General features: G+C 54.3%; 12 protein-coding genes. All 12 read right to left on the minus strand.

Going from position 1 to position 18,759, the window contains the following annotated elements; genetic code table 11:
- Positions 1 to 43: 43 nt before the first annotated feature.
- The 12 genes from recD to rppH all read right to left on the minus strand — a co-directional run bounded on the left by recD (position 44) and on the right by rppH (position 18,433).
- Positions 44 to 1,873: an exodeoxyribonuclease V subunit alpha gene (recD, locus tag OGX97_RS19405; protein ID WP_235126881.1), complete on the minus strand. Its 1,830-nt coding sequence runs from the start codon at positions 1,871 to 1,873 to the stop codon at positions 44 to 46.
- Positions 1,870 to 5,415 carry an exodeoxyribonuclease V subunit beta gene (gene recB / locus OGX97_RS19410; protein WP_279850835.1) on the minus strand — a complete coding sequence of 1,182 codons (3,546 nt, stop codon included), beginning with the start codon at positions 5,413 to 5,415 and terminating at the stop codon, positions 1,870 to 1,872. The genes recD and recB overlap by 4 nt, the downstream gene beginning before the upstream one ends.
- Positions 5,408 to 8,296, minus strand: a complete 2,889-nt coding sequence (ptrA, locus tag OGX97_RS19415; protein WP_032944851.1) for a pitrilysin — start codon at positions 8,294 to 8,296, stop codon at positions 5,408 to 5,410. The genes recB and ptrA overlap by 8 nt, the downstream gene beginning before the upstream one ends.
- A 179-nt stretch (positions 8,297 to 8,475) precedes the next feature.
- On the minus strand, positions 8,476 to 11,844 hold the full coding sequence (recC, locus tag OGX97_RS19420; RefSeq protein ID WP_167820633.1) for an exodeoxyribonuclease V subunit gamma: 3,369 nt from the start codon (positions 11,842 to 11,844) through the stop codon (positions 8,476 to 8,478).
- A 12-nt stretch (positions 11,845 to 11,856) separates the two neighbouring features.
- A complete protein-coding gene (locus tag OGX97_RS19425) occupies positions 11,857 to 12,180 on the minus strand; it encodes a prepilin-type N-terminal cleavage/methylation domain-containing protein (RefSeq protein WP_008785708.1) in 324 nt (107 codons plus the stop codon).
- A complete protein-coding gene (locus OGX97_RS19430; protein ID WP_032944853.1) occupies positions 12,165 to 12,572 on the minus strand; it encodes a DUF2509 family protein in 408 nt (135 codons plus the stop codon). The genes OGX97_RS19425 and OGX97_RS19430 overlap by 16 nt, the downstream gene beginning before the upstream one ends.
- Positions 12,569 to 13,132, minus strand: coding sequence for a prepilin peptidase-dependent protein (locus tag OGX97_RS19435; protein ID WP_057067306.1), 564 nt, complete (start codon positions 13,130 to 13,132; stop codon positions 12,569 to 12,571). The genes OGX97_RS19430 and OGX97_RS19435 overlap by 4 nt, the downstream gene beginning before the upstream one ends.
- Positions 13,123 to 13,593, minus strand: coding sequence for a prepilin peptidase-dependent protein (locus OGX97_RS19440; RefSeq protein ID WP_204191830.1), 471 nt, complete (start codon positions 13,591 to 13,593; stop codon positions 13,123 to 13,125). Before OGX97_RS19440 ends, OGX97_RS19435 begins: the two co-directional genes overlap by 10 nt.
- Before the next feature lie 183 nt (positions 13,594 to 13,776).
- Positions 13,777 to 14,571, minus strand: coding sequence for a thymidylate synthase (thyA, locus tag OGX97_RS19445; protein ID WP_003033990.1), 795 nt, complete (start codon positions 14,569 to 14,571; stop codon positions 13,777 to 13,779).
- 6 nt (positions 14,572 to 14,577) lie between these two features.
- Positions 14,578 to 15,453 carry a prolipoprotein diacylglyceryl transferase gene (lgt, locus tag OGX97_RS19450; protein WP_003825606.1) on the minus strand — a complete coding sequence of 292 codons (876 nt, stop codon included), beginning with the start codon at positions 15,451 to 15,453 and terminating at the stop codon, positions 14,578 to 14,580.
- Positions 15,454 to 15,643: 190 nt separating this feature from the next.
- Positions 15,644 to 17,890 (minus strand): phosphoenolpyruvate--protein phosphotransferase, encoded by a 2,247-nt coding sequence (gene ptsP / locus OGX97_RS19455; protein WP_003825604.1) that lies wholly within the window; start codon positions 17,888 to 17,890, stop codon positions 15,644 to 15,646.
- 12 nt (positions 17,891 to 17,902) lie between these two features.
- Entirely contained in the window at positions 17,903 to 18,433 is a 531-nt protein-coding gene (gene rppH, locus OGX97_RS19460) for an RNA pyrophosphohydrolase (protein ID WP_003825602.1), read from the minus strand.
- Positions 18,434 to 18,759: the final 326 nt, after the last annotated feature.

The following is an 18,759-nucleotide window of genomic DNA, read 5'->3' on the forward strand; positions in this document are numbered from 1 at the left end:
TCTTTTTTAGGCCGGATGTCGCTGACGCTTATCCGGCCTACATCTACATCATGCCGTCATTAAATAATGCTGACAGTCCGCTGCGACGTTCGGTACGGGTGGCAATGGCGCGGCTCAGTATCCGCTCATCGGCATACAGCGACAGGCGGCGGCGCGCGCGGGTAACGGCGGTATAGACCAGCTCGCGGGTAACCACGGGTGAATGCTGGCTGGGTAAAATCAACGCCGCGTGGTCAAACTCAGATCCCTGCGATTTGTGCACCGTCATCGCCCAGGTGGTTTCATGTTCAGGCAAGCGGCTGGGCTGCACCGATTTGATAGAACCATCCGGCAGCGCAAACCACACCCTCAGGCCCTGTCCACGGTCGAGGGCAACGCCGATATCACCGTTAAATAATCCCAGCGAACTGTCATTGCGCGCGATCATCACCGGCCTTCCCTCATACCAGCGGCTATGGGTCGAACGATGAATTTTACGTTTTTGCGCCATCACCTGCTCAATGCGTTCATTCAAACCACTAACGCCAAACGGACCTTCCCGCAGGGCGCATAGCAGTTGATACTCATTGAAGGCCTGAATGACAGCCCCCGGCTCGGCACCCCCGTGCAGCAAATCCAGGTAGTGCCCATATCCCGACAGCGCCTCATCCAGCATCGCGGCATAATCCTCGCTGCTGTGTAGCGTGCTTTTTTCGATGTCGCTAAATCCCTGCTGGAACACCGTTTTTATCGCAGTTTTGTCGCCGCGATTAATCGCCGCAGCCAACTGACCGATTCCGGAATCGCTGCCGAAACGGTAGCTTTTTTGCAGCAGGCACAGACTGTCGCGCAACGCTGCTGCCTGAAGTCCCGACCCGGCAGGAATAGCGCTCCCGGTCAGGCGACTGAGCTGGCGGGCGCGTTCCGGGGTAAACCCGTCACCGACGAAAGCACAGATATCCCCCAGCACGGCCCCCGCTTCGACGGAAGCGAGCTGGTCGCGATCGCCCAGAAAAATCACCCGTCCGTGCGGCGGCAGCGCATCGATAAGGCGCGACATCATCGGTAAATCAATCATCGAGGCTTCATCCACCACCAGCACATCCAAATGCAGCGGGTTTCCCGCATGATGACGCAGGCGCTGACTGCCAGGCTGAGCGCCTAATAATCGATGCAGCGTACTGGCGTCATCGGGGATGCGTTTCTTTTGCTCATCGGTTAGCGGCAGCTCTCGTAACGCCGCGCCCAGTGAGGCGGTCAGGCGCGCAGCCGCTTTTCCCGTTGGCGCCGCCAGTCGAATACGACAGCGCTCACCGTCGGCCATTTGAATCAACGCCGCCAGCAGCCTTGCGACCGTTGTCGTTTTTCCCGTCCCCGGTCCGCCTGAGATCACCGATATCCGGCGGGTGAGCGCAACAGCAGCGGCTACTTTTTGCCAGTTAACCCCCTCCGATGGCGGAAACAGCGCCGCCAGCGTGTGGGTCAGCCGTTGTTCATCCACTTCAATGGCGTGGTTCACTTCACTGAAAAAGCGAGCTACCGTACGTTCGTTGTGCCACATCCGGTTCAGATACAAGCGATCGCCGTACAGCACCAGCGGCGTGGGTTGCTCGCCACGGCTTACCGCACTGGAAGCCAGCAGACATTCCGCCCAGTCTTCTGGTTCGCCCGTTTCAGCGAGCCAGGCGCTTAACAGAGGATGCGCGTCCTCGCTCAGAGATAACCGTGAAAGCGGTAAGCAGACGTGCCCTTCTCCCGCTTCACGACTGAGCAACGCCGCAGCCAGCGCAACGGCAGGGTTGTCACTTCCGGCAACCGCCAGCGCGAACTGAGCATCCAGAGGCCGGAGCTGTTTTTGCTCAACAGCCTCCAGAAATCGTTTCTGGATTGTCATAGCATCGTCTCCTGCACCGCACCGGCAAACATCTCGTCCATCAACGCAATCAACTCTCCGTCAGGTCGGGTCGCGTAAATTCCCTGCTGCGGATTTTCACTGTCAACGCCGCGCAGGAAGAGATAGATAACGCCGCCAAAATGGCGTTCATAATCGTAATCAGCAATGCGATGGCGTAAGTAGCGATGCAGCGCGAGGGTATAAAGTTGGTATTGAAGGTCGTAGCGATGCGCCTGCATGGCAGAGGCCATCGCCTGCTGCGTATAGGCGGAGCTGTCTTCGCCCAGCCAGTTCGATTTGTAATCGAGCAGGTAATAACGCCCCTGGTGGCGGAATACCAGGTCAATAAAACCTTTCAGCATGCCGCGAACCTGCATAAAGTCCAACGCAGGGCCCCCCGCCGAGAGCGGATCGTATTGGCGAATTAACGCATCAAGCTGGTTGGCCATCAACGGCTGCGAAATCGGCAGATAAAACTCCATCTCCACCTGTTTTTCACGCGCGGATAGCTGGCTCAAACTCACGCCCGTCTCGTTGAGAGGCGCCTGCAAAATGGCGTCCAGCCATTCGGTCAAAACCGGCGTCCAGTGTGCGTCATAACCGCCCAACGCCAGTTGCTCCTCGACCCAATGCGGATCCACCGGTTGCGTAAAATCGAGGTCTTCAAACAGGCTATGCAAGAATGTACCCGGCGAAGCGCCGCGCGGAAACTGATGCGGTGTAAGCCCTGACTCTTCAATAACCTCACCGACGCCTGCGGCATCGATATCCAGTCTTGGGATCAGATCCTGCGCGATACCCTGTCCACGCTGTTGCAAACCGGAATAACTGGTCACGCGCCAGCTATCACCGGGCTTACGCTGCAGTATTTTTGCACTCAGTTCGCTGCTAACAGCCTGCGCAACCTGCCAGGGTTCACCGTCAGGCTGCGCGGGAGTCTGGCAAGCAATATCATTGCTACAAAGCGCTTCAATCGCGCTACGCAGACCCACGGCATCCATCGGCTCACCTTTTTGCAACAGGCGACCAAGGGCGCTCTGATGCACATCGGTATCCCCTTTTTTATCGCTCCGACGTCGTACCAACGGCGCAACGCCAAGGCTGCAATGCCATACCGAACGGGTTAGCGCGACATACAGCAAACGCAGGTCTTCCGCCAGACGCTCTGCTTCGGCTAGCTCAACGCTCTCCTCAGCATCGCTGAGATCCAGCACGGCTTCAAAAGAGCTACGATCGTGGTAGAAAGCCTGATCCTGAACGCGGAAATTGGTGATAAACGGCAGCCAGACCAGCGGATACTCCAGCCCTTTCGATTTATGGATGGTGACGATTTTGACCAGATGCTTGTCGCTTTCCAGCCTGAGCTGCTGGCTGGACGCGTTGCTGTCGGGTTCAAGAATATGCTGGGACAACCAGCGCACCAGCGCATGCTCGCTTTCCAGCTGCGAGCCCGCTTCCTGCAACAGTTCGCTGATATGTAAAATGTCGGTCAGTCGACGTTCGCCTCCCGCCGTCGCCAGCAGGTTCTCTGCAATCTGGCGAGCCGTCATCAGCGCACGTAGCATCGGCATCACGCCGCGTTTATGCCAGATCTGACGATAGCCGTCGAATTCTTCGACCACCGCATCCCAGGCATTCTCGTCAGTATTTAACGCTTCAATATCCTGCGCATTCAGACCCATCATTGAGGTCGCCAGCGCGCTACGCAACGTGTTCTCACGTTCCGGCGTCATCACCGCCTGCAGCACCCATAGCAACTCCTGCGCTTCCAGTGTTTCAAATACGCTGTCACGGTTGGAGAGGTAGACAGAGGGAATGGCCAGTTGCGTCAGCGCATCACGGACCAGCGCCGCCTCCTGGCGGCTACGCACCAGTACGCTGATATCTGACGCGCGTACCGGGCTGGATGCTTTGCCACTGACCAGTTGCGCTGCGCCAGAATGCCCGGCCTTAAGCCAGTCGCGAATTTGTGTGGCGCACACCTGGGCCATGTAGCTCTGATAATCGCCTACGCCGCAACTTTCTCCTTCCATCAGCCACATACTCATAGCTGGCTGCGTTTCGCCGTGCAAAACAAACCGTAACGCCTGGTTTTTTTCTGCGGATTTTACCGGGCTGAAAGGGATTTCGCGGAACATAAAGGCGTCGTCCATCTGGCTGAAAAGCGTATTCACGCTATTGACCATGCCGGGGGCCGAACGCCAGTTGGTATCGAGCGTATAGTGTGCGCTGACTTCGCTGCGCGCCTTCATATAGGTGAAGATATCCGCGCCGCGAAACGCGTAAATTGCCTGTTTCGGATCACCAATTAGCAGCAGTGCGGTATCCGGCTGATGCTGCCAGATCCGACGAAAAATACGGTACTGCTGTGGATCGGTATCCTGGAATTCATCGATCATGGCGACCGGAAAACGAGTACGAATAGCCGTCGCCAGCGCATCTCCGCTTTCACTGCGCAACGCCGCATCCAGACGGCTGAGCATATCGTCAAAACCCAGCTCGCCGCGGCGACGTTTTTCCTCGGCAACTGCCGAGCGGATCTCCGCCAGCGCCCGGGTGATCACCAGATCGCGGAGAGTTAACGGTTCGCTAAGCAGTTCATCAATAGCGACAAACAGCGGGTGCTGAGGGGTTATCCCGCCCGCTTTGGTTCGCTCTTCCAGAAAACGCTGTGAGAATTTCTCCAGCGCGTCAGGAAGCTGATAACTTTGTGTTTCTTCCTGCGCCCACGCGCTGATCTTTTCGATCCACTTGCCCTGATTACCGCGATTAAATTTACGCCGGTCAATTCCGGAGGCTTCCATCAGGCCATCCAGCTCATCAACAGAATCACGCCATTGCTGCTTGATCTGGTTAATGCGTGCGAGAATTTGTTCATGCCGGGCGGCCAGCGTTTCGTCATCAGACGGTGGCGCCTTGATAACCGGCGCTTCCCCCTGCAGATAGCGATCGATATCTCTCAGCAGCGCTTGCGGTCCTTTCCACGTTTCAAAAACCACCTGCGCAATGTCGCGGGGCAGCGGGTAGCAGTGCCGACGCCAGAAGTCCGCGCAGGCCTGATAGCGCAGCAGCGATTCATCTTCTATCAGCTGCTGTTCGAACAGCATGCCTGACTCAAAGGCATTGAGACTGAGCATACGCTGACAAAAGCCGTGGATGGTAAACACCGCCGCTTCATCCATCTGTCTTTCAGCCAATAGCAGCCACTGCGCGGCCTGTTTTTTATCGGCAATTTCATCTAACAAACGGGCATATAGCGGGTTGTCGGTGGTTCCACGCAGGCAGGCAATTCGCAGTTCATGAATATTGCTACGAATTCGACCACGCAACTCTTCGGTAGCCGCCTCGGTGAAGGTAACCACCAGCAGTTCTTCGACGGTCAGAGGACGAGGAAAGGCGGCAGAGCCGCCTAGTCCAAGCAGTAAACGTAAATACAGGGCGGCGATGGTAAAGGTTTTACCGGTGCCCGCAGAGGCTTCAATCAGGCGCTCGCCCGTCAGGGGCAAGCGCAGTGGATCAAGGGACTCAGCGGCATCATTCATTCTTATCACTCATCAGGGGTAAGGTTTGCTGCAACGCGCTGACGGTCTGCCACACTTTCCAGCCTTCCGGGTGCACATATTCTGCTTTCCCATTCTGACTGCCGGAAACCTGTGACAATATAGCCATGCCTTGCGGCTCAACCACCGCCTGATGGAAGAAGTCGGCAAGTTTTTGCGGCGTCAGCAGTTTAATCTGAGCCACTATTTTATCACGTGAATCGAAGCGCATATTGCCGCGATCAAAATCTTTGCTTAACTGTGAGGCTTCTGCCCCCAGCGTTTGCGGCGCCTGTAGCATTTGCGCAATAATCGCCTGCTGAATTTGCGCGAACTCTTCAGGTTTCATCGCCCGCAGCTTCGCTTCCGCCGTCGGGAAGAACGCTTTATAACGCTCCCAGAGGTAAGACGGCTGCTTATCACTGCTTTGCAGCAGGAACCCCATTCCCCACTGACGGCCAACGCTCATCGGGAAAGCAAATACGGCGTAGCCTAACTGTTCTTCAGTACGCAGCTGATTGTAGAACCACGGCTGAACAATCTGACCTAACATAGCGCTGTAGGCTGAACTGGCGTATTCATCGTATCCGGTTGGCACAAATACCGCGGCCAGCGCTGAATCCGTGCTGCTGCCTGCTTTTTCAAAGATGACGGACTGCTTCTTGTCCACAACCACATCTTTGTTGCGACACCACTGTGATCCGTTCGCACCAAGCTGTTTTTGGATATCCCGCGCCATGCTCGTCGTCTGAGCTTCGCTCATATTGCCAATGACCAGGAATTCAGGTCGCGCACCGGTTTTTAAGGCGTCGCGGTAGGTCATCACCTCTTTCAGGGTGATGGAAGGCAGCAGCTTACGTCGCTCGTCGCGGGAGAAGTACGGCACCTGAGAAAGCATCTGCACCGGCATAATAGCCTGATCGTAAGCTTTACCCTTTTCTGCGGAATCCATCATCTGGGCATACCAGGATTTCGCCTGTTCCAGCTGTTCGTCCGTTGAGGTATAGCTGAAATAGCCGCTCAGCAGCGCCTGAAAAAGCTGCGGCAAACGTTGAGTGTAGCCATTAGCGTTAAGCATCAGACCATTGTTAGCGTTGGTCGAAAAACCTATTCCACCCACCGATGCCTGGTTGCTTAACTGATCGAGCGCGATTCCCGCCAGGTAGTCGTTCAGGGCGAATAATACCTGGTTGCGGGCGCTGTCCATGGCTTTCGGGTTACGCAGGATCACGCTGACATCAGCCTTCGGCTCGCTGGCAAAATACTGGCTCGGGGCATACACCACGCGTAAATCCGGCTCATCAACGATCAGCTCAGGATGAGCGTATTTTTTATCCGTCTTAATCAGCGTGAAATCATCCGGAATGTAGGGGTTCAACTCCGGTAACGACAGCGCAATGCCCTGCGCTTTTTGCTGCCAGTCGGCAAAGGTTTTGTCGCTGATTTTATCCACCTGGTAAGGCGCATCGACAAAATAAGCGGTTTTATTATGCGGCTCTTTCGCGCTGATATACCAGATACGCGCATTCTGCGGCGTCATCATTGCCAGACGTTGCTCAACGGCTTTCGCATCGTACTGGTCAGCAATATTCACCGCATCCAGCGTATGCTCGACGGGAACGCGGATCATGGTATCAGCCAGCCATTCCACGTAGTCCATATCACGGGTGATGGAGGGATAACGGAAATCGAGATCCAGCACGTGCGCCAGCTCGTCAAAATAGCGTTTATCGACACCTTTCTCGCGTAACAAATTGAGGTAGCTAAAGATTGCCGCGACAACTTCATCGCGGTTCGCCAGCCCCTTGTCGGTTAACGTCGCGGAAATGGCTAATACGCCGCTGTTCCCGTTGACCACCGGATCGGAGTCTGCGCGAATACCTTCAACCAGGCCCTGCTTTTGCAGCCAGTCAGACAACGTGCCCGGGCTACGATTGCCAATCAGGTAGGTCACCAGTTCATCGGTTTTACTGCGGAACTGCGCGCTGTTGTTATCGATACGAAACTCGACGCGCAATACTTTACGCGGCATTGCCGGAACATAGTGGATGATGATGCCCTTTTGCGCATCAGTGACGACCGGGACGGTAATCTCAGGCTTTGCGATATTCCTGTTCGGTACGCGCCCAAAGGTGTCAGCCGCTATCCGCGCCAGCTCTGGCAGCGGTTTATTGCTATAAATCACCGCCTTCATCAGGTTCGCAGAGTAGTACTTTTCATGAAATTTTTGTAATGCTTGCAGCACCGGGTTGCCCGGTTTATCGCTTAATGTCTCAAGATTTCCGCCAGAGAAACGCGAACCTGGGTGCGCCGGGTTGATCGTCTCAGCGCTCACCTGCGCCATACGCATCCCGTCTCGGGTACGCGCCAGTGTCAGCTCGGAGTTAACCGCGTTACGCTCGCGGTCGGCATATTTTTTATCCAGCAATGGATCGGCAATAGCATCCGCCAGGCGATCCACCGCCCCCACCAGCGCGTCGTTTTCGACTTCAAGATAGAAGGCCGTACGATAAGGCGCAGTGCTGGCATTGTGGCTACCGCCGTGCATTTTCAGGAATTCAGCCAGGCTGTCTGGCTGTGGGTATTTTTTCGAGCCCATCAGACACATGTGTTCGAGATAGTGCGCCAGTCCCTGATGATCGTCCGGATCTTCCAGCGAGCCCACGGGGACTACCAGTGCAGAAAGGGATTTCACGGCCTGAGGATCGGATACCAGCAGCACAACCATGCCGTTATCAAGGCGCACGGCCTGATACTGACGGGTGTCTTTATCGCTTTTACGGATGGTTTCAGCTAAAGGCTGCCAACCGGTATCTGCCTGACTTACGGGAACCCAAAGGGCGACGAACAACAGCAATGCGCTGAACCAGGTGCTGCGGGGCATTCACAAACCTCATCATTAACGAATTCACCTGTTCACTACAAACCACGCATAAATACATGATCTGAACAGGGCAAGACTATGTGCTGAACGAGCCAGCATCTTCTCTTTGTAAGAATCAGTCCGTGACAGAATGCGCATCATAGTGGAAGCCATCGAATTGCGCAATTTTTATACAATCATCATGACTGATTAAAGCGAAAAATCGGTAACAGGTAGCGCTGAGACTGTAAAACAATAGCCTCCTGCGTATCAGCATCCAGTTGACGCCAAAGACGCTGATACCAGATATCATCACCTTCGCCACGTACCATCATGTTGCCTTCATAGGCTTGCAGAAACTTACTGCGCGCTTTTTGCAACGTTGCATCGTCATCTAACATGGCATCATTTGCGGCGTCATAACAGGTTTTTATCCATGCACCGCCGCTTTCGGGTAATACCAGCAATGGTGACGACATGCCTTCCCGATACCCCTCAATGAGTTGCGACAGGTACAGCAGCGCCTGTTCTGCATCCAGCGGCGGAAAACGCCATTCTCCATCTTTACGCAGGAACAATCGGCTCTCTCCCCTACCGCCACTGGCACAATAGACAAGATGTTCCAGCCAAAGTTGCACACCCTGCGCAATGCTTATCAAAGATGGGCGCCAGCGCAACAAACCGTCCTCTTGCACCTGCGGCAGCCAGCCGGTGATTTGCACGCCGTGACAGTTAAGATCGATTTCCATGCTCTGACAGGGCTGACGACAGGCGATAATGCGTTCAGCCAGCGACTGCATTTCCTGACGCTGCGTATCCCACAGAATTTCGCCAAACGGCCCATAGGGTAGCGCGCCCGCCGCACGAAAACGGCGGAACAGTCGTTCAGCATCGTTCTCTTCAACCAGCGTATTAAGCAATTGCTGATTAAGCTGGTAGCGGGTTAACCCTTCAAGAGTGAAAGGTTCCGTATCCGGGATCTCACTCTCTTCAGAGCGGAAGTTGACCCTTAAACGCATCTGGAAAAAGGCGCGTACCGGATGTGCCCAAAATCGCTGCAGCGTTTCCAGCGTTAGCGTTTCTGGCATTTCAAAGGGAAGAGGCTGCACAAAATCCGTGTGCGCTTTTCCTGACAGACTCGCCGCAGGCAGCCATTCCCGGGCATAGCTTTGCTGTTCGCCCGGCAAATAGTTTTGTGCATCAAAGGGCATACGGGTATGCAAACGGGTTATATGCGCTTTTACCCTTGCCTCGCTTTGATCACAGGTCAACGATTCATCGCCCGGCAGATAATGGCTTTGTCCAATGTAGTCCATCAGTTCTTGCACCAGCACCGACGGGAAGCGCTCGCTGTTATCCTGAATAGAGCGGCCAATGTAGCTGATGTAGAGCGTCTGCTGTGCCGAGATTAATGCTTCGAGGAACAAATAGCGGTCATCATCGCGACGACTGCGGTCACCCCGCATCGGTTTTTGGCTCATTAAATCAAAGCCCAGCGGCGCAAGTTGACGCGGATAAACCCCATCGTTCATACCCAGCAGGCACACCACTTTGAACGGAATGGAGCGCATCGGCATCAGCGTACAAATGTTAACGGGCCCCGCCAGGAAGCGCTGGCTGATGCGTTCCTGGTCAAGGCGCTGGGCTAGCTCATCACGCAACAGAGAGAGCGGTATAGCATCGCCGTACTCAGCCCCTAAACCTTCGGTAATAATGGCCTGCCACTGCTGTTCAATCAGCGTCATTGCCGCTTCGGTGTCCGCGTCCGGTAGGAAGAAATCATTAAGCATTTCCCGACAAACGGGTAGCCACTCTTCCAGCGGTCGTTCCTGCGCCAACCCTCTACGCCAGAGATTAAGCTGCATCAGCAACGAGGCCAGATGCCCTACCAGCTCGGCAATCAGGCCGCTGGACTCATCGTAAGGCAATACCGATTGCCACTCGCCCTGCGAGCTTTCCATCGCGTAGCCGAGCAGCATACGCGTTAAACCAAATTGCCAGGTATGCTGACCTGTCGGCGGAAGTTCCAGTTCACGCACGTTATCGTCGTCAATTCCCCAACGAATCCCGGATTCATTGACCCATAAGCGAAGATAGCGCAACCCTTCTTCATCAATGTTGAAACGCGCCGCCAGCACGGGAACATCCAGTAACGCCAGGACATCCTCTGAGACAAAACGGCTATCCGGCAGCGACAGCAGGCTGATAAAGGCCTGTAAGACGGGATGAGACTGGCGTGCCCGACGGTCAGATATCGCATAAGGTAAGTAACGCTCGGCTGGCGCGCTACCAAAGACCGACTGAATGAATGGGCTGTAGCTGTCGATGTCCGCCACCATCACGATAATATCGCGCGGCGTCAGCGTTGGGTCCGCTTCCAGCATGGCCAAAAGCCGGTCATGAAGAATTTCCACCTCGCGCTGTGGGCTATGGCAGACATGGAAAGTCACGCTGGTGTCGTTCAGCTCAAGCCGGCGTTTATTGTCGCTACGGGAATATTCTTCCAGCGTAACGCCCGCCACGGCATGACTTTCAAGTTCCAGAATATCCGATTGAATATTATGCAAAAGGTTGTCAGGCGTAATGTCGACAAACGCATCCAGTTCCTGACTGTTTTCCAGCTCCGAAAGCAAATAAATGTAATCACGCCCCAGCTTGCCCCACGAGGCCAGCATCGGGTTGCCCACATCCTGTTCGCCATCGCTGTTAAATAATCCTTCGGCTTTCTGATTATCACGAAACAGCGGCAGATGCCGTTCTTCAAAGCTGTGCCGACGCTGACGTGCCATCAGCTTCGCCAGCCAGGCCGGATCTTTAATATCCCCCCAGTAGTAGCGACAAGGGTTGGTAAACAGCAGATGAATATCAATGTGCTTACCCAGCGCCTGCAAGGCCTGCAGGTAAACCGGCGGTAGCGCCGAAATACCGCAAATAAAGACCCGAGAAGGCAGTCCCTGTGGGCACTCGGACGCGTTTTCCAACGTCTGAATAAATCGTTGGTATAAATTGGCACGATGCCAGCGCGGTTGGCCCAATTCCGCGGTGTATTCCACCAGCGCTTTCCACAACGGTGCCTGCCAGGCCTGAGACTCGCCAAGTCCCTCAACCTGTCGCCCCGCTTCCCACTGGGTCAACCAGTCAGGGCGGTAGACTAAATACTGATCGAAAAGGTCAGCCGCGCGCGAGGAAAGCTGAAAAAGCTTACGTTTATCAGTGTCGTCCGTCAGATAGTGGCGTAGCAATGCGAAGTCATCGCTATCCAGCAATTGTGGCAACAGCGTCATCAACTTCCAGCTCATGCTCTGTTTGCTGAACGCACTCTCTTTCGGGATATCCGGCAGCACGCGCACAAACATATCCCAGATAAAACTCGCGGGCAGCGGAAAATCGATATTGGCGGCAATACTAAACTTCTGTGCAAGAGTCATTTGTAGCCACTGCGCCATACCGGTACTTTGAACCAGGATCATCTCAGGTTCAAAGGGGTCGTCCAGCCGCTCGCGCTCAACGATAAATTCCATTAACGCTTCCAGCACATCCAGACGGTTGGAGTGGTAGACCCTTAACATAGCGACTCCTGACTACTGACGATTCGGGCAATGCAGACGCGTCATCTGACCCTGCCTGCCGAGGGGTGAAGAAATTATAACGTTGATGCTGACACATCCCGCTCTCGTTGTCTGCATTCGGTTAACCTGCCAGTTCACAGGCGATGAAAACGGGTACAGCTGGGTTTGCTGCCAGGCGTGGCGCCAGAGTTGCTGATATTGGTTTCTGATGATAAAGCTGTTCATTAGTACCCGCTGGTATCCTGACAACGCGGTCACAATCATGATCATTAGTACCATTGCCAGCATCACTTCCGGCAGACTAAAGCCACGCTGTCTGTTCAGGGGATCTGGCATAACGTCTGCTCCTTTAGCGGACAAAAATCGCTCCAGCCACGCGCCGAGAATTCTATGTTGCCATCAATAACCACCCCCTGACGCCATAACGATATCCCTTCATAGTGGGCAATAAGCAGCACATAATTATTGGTAAGCCGGCGCAGGCAAACCGCGGCATCCTGCGTGGGAACGCGCCGACACTGTACGGGGGGTTGTAAGCGCCAGGGCTGCATACGCCCCCATTCCATCGCGGATTGCACTACCGCCTGACGCTGCAGCGCCTGACTTTGTGTGGCCACACGCGCAGCAAAACTGGCCTCCTGTCTGCTAACGCCTTGCAGCAGCAGACTACCGAGCACCAGCAGCAACAGGACCATTGCCAGAGAGGATACGCCTCTCTCACGGTTCACAGGTTGAATCCCGTAACGCTGTAGACCGCTTCAACAACTTTTTGTGGTTGGTCATTGCTCACTCCACGCAAACGCAGCGTAAGAAGCGGGGAATATCCGCTGAAATTCAGCCTTTCAACCTGGAATGCCTCAATCTGCATCGTGGCCGGATCGGTCATTTTCTCCCATCCTTTGCCAGTGCAGCCGGTGGCTCCACGCACGGTTTCCAACACCTTGTCCTGTAAACGAAACCCAATAGAATCAGCCTCTTTCACGGGACTGCTTTCCCAAACGCCATTGCTGTTGGCATCCCAGCGGGCAATAACACAGTCTCCCTTAGCCGATATCACCAGTCCCTCTCCGACACAGTTTCCCCGGCAATACCCCGCCCGCTGAAGATGCTTCGCCACGGTGTAGACCCGCTGCCATATTTCATCTTCCAGTACTAACTGGCGTGTGTTACGCAGAATCTCTCGCTGTAGCGCCGGTAAAAATCGTGCTGAGCTAAGCAATAAAATACTGCTAATCGCCATGGCAATGAGCATCTCCAGCAGTGAAAATCCCCGTTCGTTTACTGACATAATCTGGCCTCATCGCGCTCGCAAAGCCTGATTCGCCCCCAGCCAGACACCACCACGCGCCATTCCCCACTCGCATTTTTCAGACGTATATGTCCGGCCCATGCCGTATTGCGCAGCCCAAAAAAGGCCAGTGAAGGTGTTATCTCTGCCATTTCGACGTCGTCCCAGAGCGGTGTAAAAACCAAAGACGAAGCGGGTCGACACGTGGTTTGCGAAGCCGCAGAGCTGACAAAACACCATGATGTGCCATCCCGAATCACGCTTATCACGTGATCGCGGTTACGCCAGTTAGCATCTTCACGCAGTTGCAGCAGGTAGTCCCGCACCTGGCAGGCGGTCTGCCACAGCCGCTGTTGCTGCTGCCAGCGCTGCCAACCATACAGCCCAGATGCACCAAGCGCCGCGACAATCAGCATCGCAATCAGGGTTTCGAGAAGCGTGTAACCTTGTTGTTTTTTCATATCGCCAGTATGGCGTGAGGAAAATGAATAACGAGCGGGAAATTCGGTTTCTACGGCGAGCTATGGGGAATATTTAGCGCGTTACAGGCCGTTGCAATATTTCAGGAATCCACGCCGAAGAACGCGATTTGAGACAAAAAAAACCGACGCACATGGGCGTCGGTTGTGACAGCATGAAACAGGTTAGATAGCTACCGGTGCTTTAATACCCGGGTGCGGATCGTAGCCTTCAATTTCGAAGTCTTCGAAGCGATAGTCAAAGATTGATTCAGGCTTACGTTTGATAACCAGTTTCGGCAGCGCGCGCGGTTCACGGCTAAGCTGCAGATGAGTTTGATCCATATGGTTGCTGTACAGGTGCGTGTCGCCGCCGGTCCAGACAAAATCACCCACTTCCAGATCGCACTGCTGCGCCATCATGTGTACCAGCAAAGCGTAGCTGGCAATGTTAAACGGCAGGCCGAGGAACACATCGCACGAACGCTGATACAGCTGGCAGGAGAGCTTGCCATCCGCCACGTAGAACTGGAAGAACGCATGGCACGGTGCCAGCGCCATTTTATCCAGCTCGCCGACGTTCCATGCTGAAACGATGATGCGGCGAGAGTCCGGATCATTTTTCAGCTGGTTTAGCACGGTGGTGATCTGGTCGATATGGCGACCATCTGGCGTAGGCCACGCGCGCCATTGTTTGCCATAAACCGGGCCTAAATTACCGTTTTCATCCGCCCATTCGTCCCAGATTGAGACGTTGTTTTCATGCAGGTAGGCAACGTTAGTATCGCCCTGCAAGAACCACAGCAGCTCATGAATGATCGAGCGTAAATGGCAGCGTTTAGTCGTAACCAGCGGGAACCCTTCCTGCAGATTAAAACGCATCTGATGACCAAAAATGGAAAGCGTTCCGGTTCCGGTACGGTCGTTTTTCTGTGTGCCTTCATCCAGCACTTTTTGCATCAGTTCTAAATACTGTTTCATGGTTCCTCAGGAAACGTGTTGCTGTGGGCTGCGGCGGTACGCCCAAACCATCATAATAATGCCTGCGACAATCATCGGGATAGAGAGGATCTGCCCCATGCTGATGTACTGTACCCAGGTGCCGGTAAACTGCGCATCCGGCTGGCGGAAGAATTCAACAATAATACGAAACGCGCCATAACCAATCAGGAACAGACCGGATACCGAACCCATCGGGCGCGGTTTGCGAATGTACAAGTTCAGAATGATAAACAGCACAACGCCTTCCAACGCCATCTCATAAAGCTGTGAGGCGTGGCGTGGCAGCGAGCCGTAGGTATCAAAAATAGACTGCCATTGCGGGTTAGTTTGCAGCAGTAAAATATCTTCGGTACGGGAGCCGGGGAACAGCATGGCGTACTTGAAGTTCGGGTCAACGCGTCCCCACAGCTCACCGTTGATAAAGTTGCCCAGACGCCCTGCACCCAGGCCAAACGGAATCAGCGGGGCAATGAAATCAGAAACCTGGAAGAACGAACGCTTAGTGCGTTTGGCGAAGATAATCATCACCAGGATCACACCGATAAGTCCACCGTGGAAGGACATACCGCCGTCCCAGACGCGGAACAGATACAGGGGATTATCGAGGAATAACGGGAAGTTATAGAACAGTACGTAACCAATACGCCCACCGAGGAAAACCCCGAGGAAGCCCGCATACAGTAAGTTTTCTACTTCATTTTTGGTCCAGCCACTGCCCGGACGATTCGCGCGGCGCGTCGCCAGCCACATCGCGAAAATAAACCCCACCAAATACATTAAGCCGTACCAGTGAAGCGCGACGGGTCCGATTGAGAAAATGACCGGATCGAAATCCGGAAAATGCAGATAGCTACTGGTCATCTGTCACCACAAGTTCTTGTTATTTCGCTGAAGTCAGACAGCAATTGATAAGCGCGCCTGCATAATGCAGGCGCTCCAAAGGTGCGAATGATAGCACAAGGGGTTAGAAGCGGATGCCGGGAAGATGTAAAAGATCTGTATAGGTAATCTCTATCCCCCGTAATACCTGATAGCGCTACGCTTATCAGACCTACAATCCCCCGCGAATCAAGCCCCCCATGCCACGACGCTCCATGAAGGCCGCTACCTGATGGCGTACTTCTGTTGCCATCTGTGCCTCCAGGCTGCGCTGCGCCAGCGTTTGCGCCTCATCAAAATCGATATGACGCAGCAGATATTTTACGCGAGCGACAGAACGACCGTTCATCGACAAATGACGGAAACCGAGACCGATCAGAATAGCCACGCACATCGGGTCGCCCGCCATTTCACCACACAGGCGCAAATCGATACCGCTTCTTTCGGCTTCCTGCGCAATCATCGCCAGCGCACGCAACATCCCCGGATGCAGGCTGTCATAAATGCTGGCTACCCGTGTGTTGTTACGATCGACGGCCAGTATGTACTGGGTAAGGTCGTTGGTTCCAACCGAGATAAAGTCTATCCGGTTTGTCAGATGCGGCAGCATGAACACCATCGACGGAACTTCCAGCATGATGCCAATGCGCGGTTTCGGGATCTCGTAACCGATCATCTCCTCCACTTCGCGTCCGGCGCGTTCAATCAAACGTCGCGCTTCGTCCACTTCATCGATGCTGGTTACCATCGGCAGCAAAATGCTCAGGTTTCCGGTTGCCGCATTCGCACGCAGCATAGCGCGAACCTGGATCAAAAAGATCTCCGGCTGATCGAGCGTTATGCGGATCCCTCGCCAGCCAAGGCAGGGGTTCTCTTCACTGATCGGCATATAGGGCAGCTGTTTATCGGCGCCGACATCCAGCGTACGCAGGGTCACCGGCTTGTCGTTAAACATTTGCAGCATCCCCTGATACTGCGCAACCTGTTCTTCTTCCGAAGGAAATCCGCTTTGCAGCATGAACGGAATTTCGGTGCGATAGAGGCCAATGCCGTCGATTCGGCTACCCAGCTTTTCTTCATGTTCCGGGCTGAGGCCCGCATTGAGCATCACCTTCACGCGCTCGCCGCTTTTCAGCTGTGCTGGCTGGTTGACGTCGTCTTCCGCCAGGCGGCTCAGCTCAATTTCTTCACTGATAAGACGCTGGTATTCCTGGATCAATACCGGTTCCGGATCGACCAGCAGTTCACCGCGATAACCGTCCACCACCAGCGTACGGCGATGCAGCACCGACGGCTGGATATCGGCCCCCATGACGGTAGGGATACCCAGCGCACGCACCATAATTGCCGCATGAGAGTTGGCTGCGCCGTCCCGGACAACCACGCCAACTAACCGGTCCTGAGGAAGCTCCGCCAGCGTGGTCGCCGAAAGTTCGTCCGCCACCAGCACAAAGCGTTCCGGCCAGGCATTCGGCCCCTGGATAGAGTCATCAAGGTGGAACAGCAGGCGCTGGCCCAGCGCGCGTAAATCTCCGGCCCGCTCTTTGAGGTAGTTATCGCTCAGCGCGGCGAACTGTTCGGCAAACTTTTCAATGATCGTTTTAACCGCCCATTCGGCCACCGAACCGTTATCCACTTCCGCAAACAGCTCGCGGCGCAGACGGGTATCGGAAAGCAAGTGCGAGTAAAGATCAAAGATCGCCGCCGTTTCTTTCTGCGCCCCAGCGGTAAAACGCTTGCTGTAGCGGCGGAATTCGTTCGCCGCCTCTTCCAGCGCACCGGTCAATCGCTCGCGTTCAAGCACAGGATCCAGCGTTGAAGCCTGGTAGACCTGTTCCATCAACGGCAGCGTCGCATCCTGCCAACCTTCGGCTATTGCCACACCGGGAGCGGCAGGCAGCGCACGGATACGCGTTTGACGGTACTGGCCGAACAGCGCGTTTAGCTGCGACTGCGAAAGTATGGCCGCCATTTGCGTGGCGAGCGTGACGAGGAAAGACTCTTCACTTTCATCGTACTGACGCAGCTCACGCTGCTGCACCACCAGCACACCTAAAAGCTGGCGACGCTGAATGATCGGTACGCCTAAGAATGCACGAAAACGCTCTTCTTTTACCGAAGGAATGTATTTGAAGCTGGGATGTTTTTGCGCATCGGCGAGGTTGATAGGTTCCGCCAGCCTGCCAACCAGGCCAACGATACCTTCATCAAACGCGAGTGCGACAGTGCGACCACGTGGTTTTTTTAGTCCCCGGGTCGCCATGAGGTAATAACAACGTCGATCGTGATCGGCCAGATAGACCGAGCAGACCTCTGTATCCATCGCAAGACAGATGTCGGTAACCAGTATATTCAGCGCTTCGTTCAGACGCGGAGCACTGGCCACCTTTTCGACTATTTCGCGCAGGCGGGTGAGCATAATTTGCGTAGCTTAACCTCTTTTACGTCTGTACGCAGGTGCGCTTTGCGGTTTAGGAGTGCTCTCCTGAAGCGCCATGACAACACTTGCGAATTCTTTCATCACCCTGCGATAGACATCGCGTTTAAATGACACCACCTGTCGAACCGGATACCAGTAACTCACCCAGCGCCAGCCGTCGAACTCAGGTGTACTGCTGGTTTGCATATTGATTTCAGCATCACTGCTGACCAATTGCAGAAGAAACCATTTTTGTTTCTGGCCGATACAAACCGGCTTTGTGTCCCAACGCACCAAACGTTTCGGTAACTTGTAACGCAACCAGTTACGAGTAGAAGCAAGGATCCGTACATCTTTACGACTGAGACCCACTTCTTCAAAGAGTTCCCGGTACATCGCCTGCTCTGCTGTCTCTCCTGCATTGATCCCACCTTGTGGGAATTGCCAGGAGTGCTGACCAAATCGCCGGGCCCACATGACCTGCCCCTGGCGGTTACAAATTACTATCCCTACATTCGGGCGGTAGCCATCGTCATCAATCACCGGACTACCTCAACATAAACCTTATATACAAACGATTGTTTCACACTCCTGAGGGGCGGTAAACCACTCTGTTAAGGGTGCGATATTCTAATAACAATTGAATAACTCACAGTTAAAGGCCGAGTTATAAACAGAAGAAGGGCAAGCAAGGCGATTTTATTCACCTTTTCTGTGGATATAGTTGTGAAGAAGTACGGAATTACTATGGGAAAACCCAGAACAGTCCGAATAAGACATTCGTCACATATCAAAAATACTCTCATACATTCATAAAGTTAAAACCGATCCACGCAGATAAACACACAGAAATGTGATGTGCATCACGC

It is taken from the genome of Citrobacter sp. Cpo061, from assembly GCF_030332845.1.
GTDB classification, from domain to species: Bacteria; Pseudomonadota; Gammaproteobacteria; order Enterobacterales; family Enterobacteriaceae; genus Citrobacter; species Citrobacter portucalensis.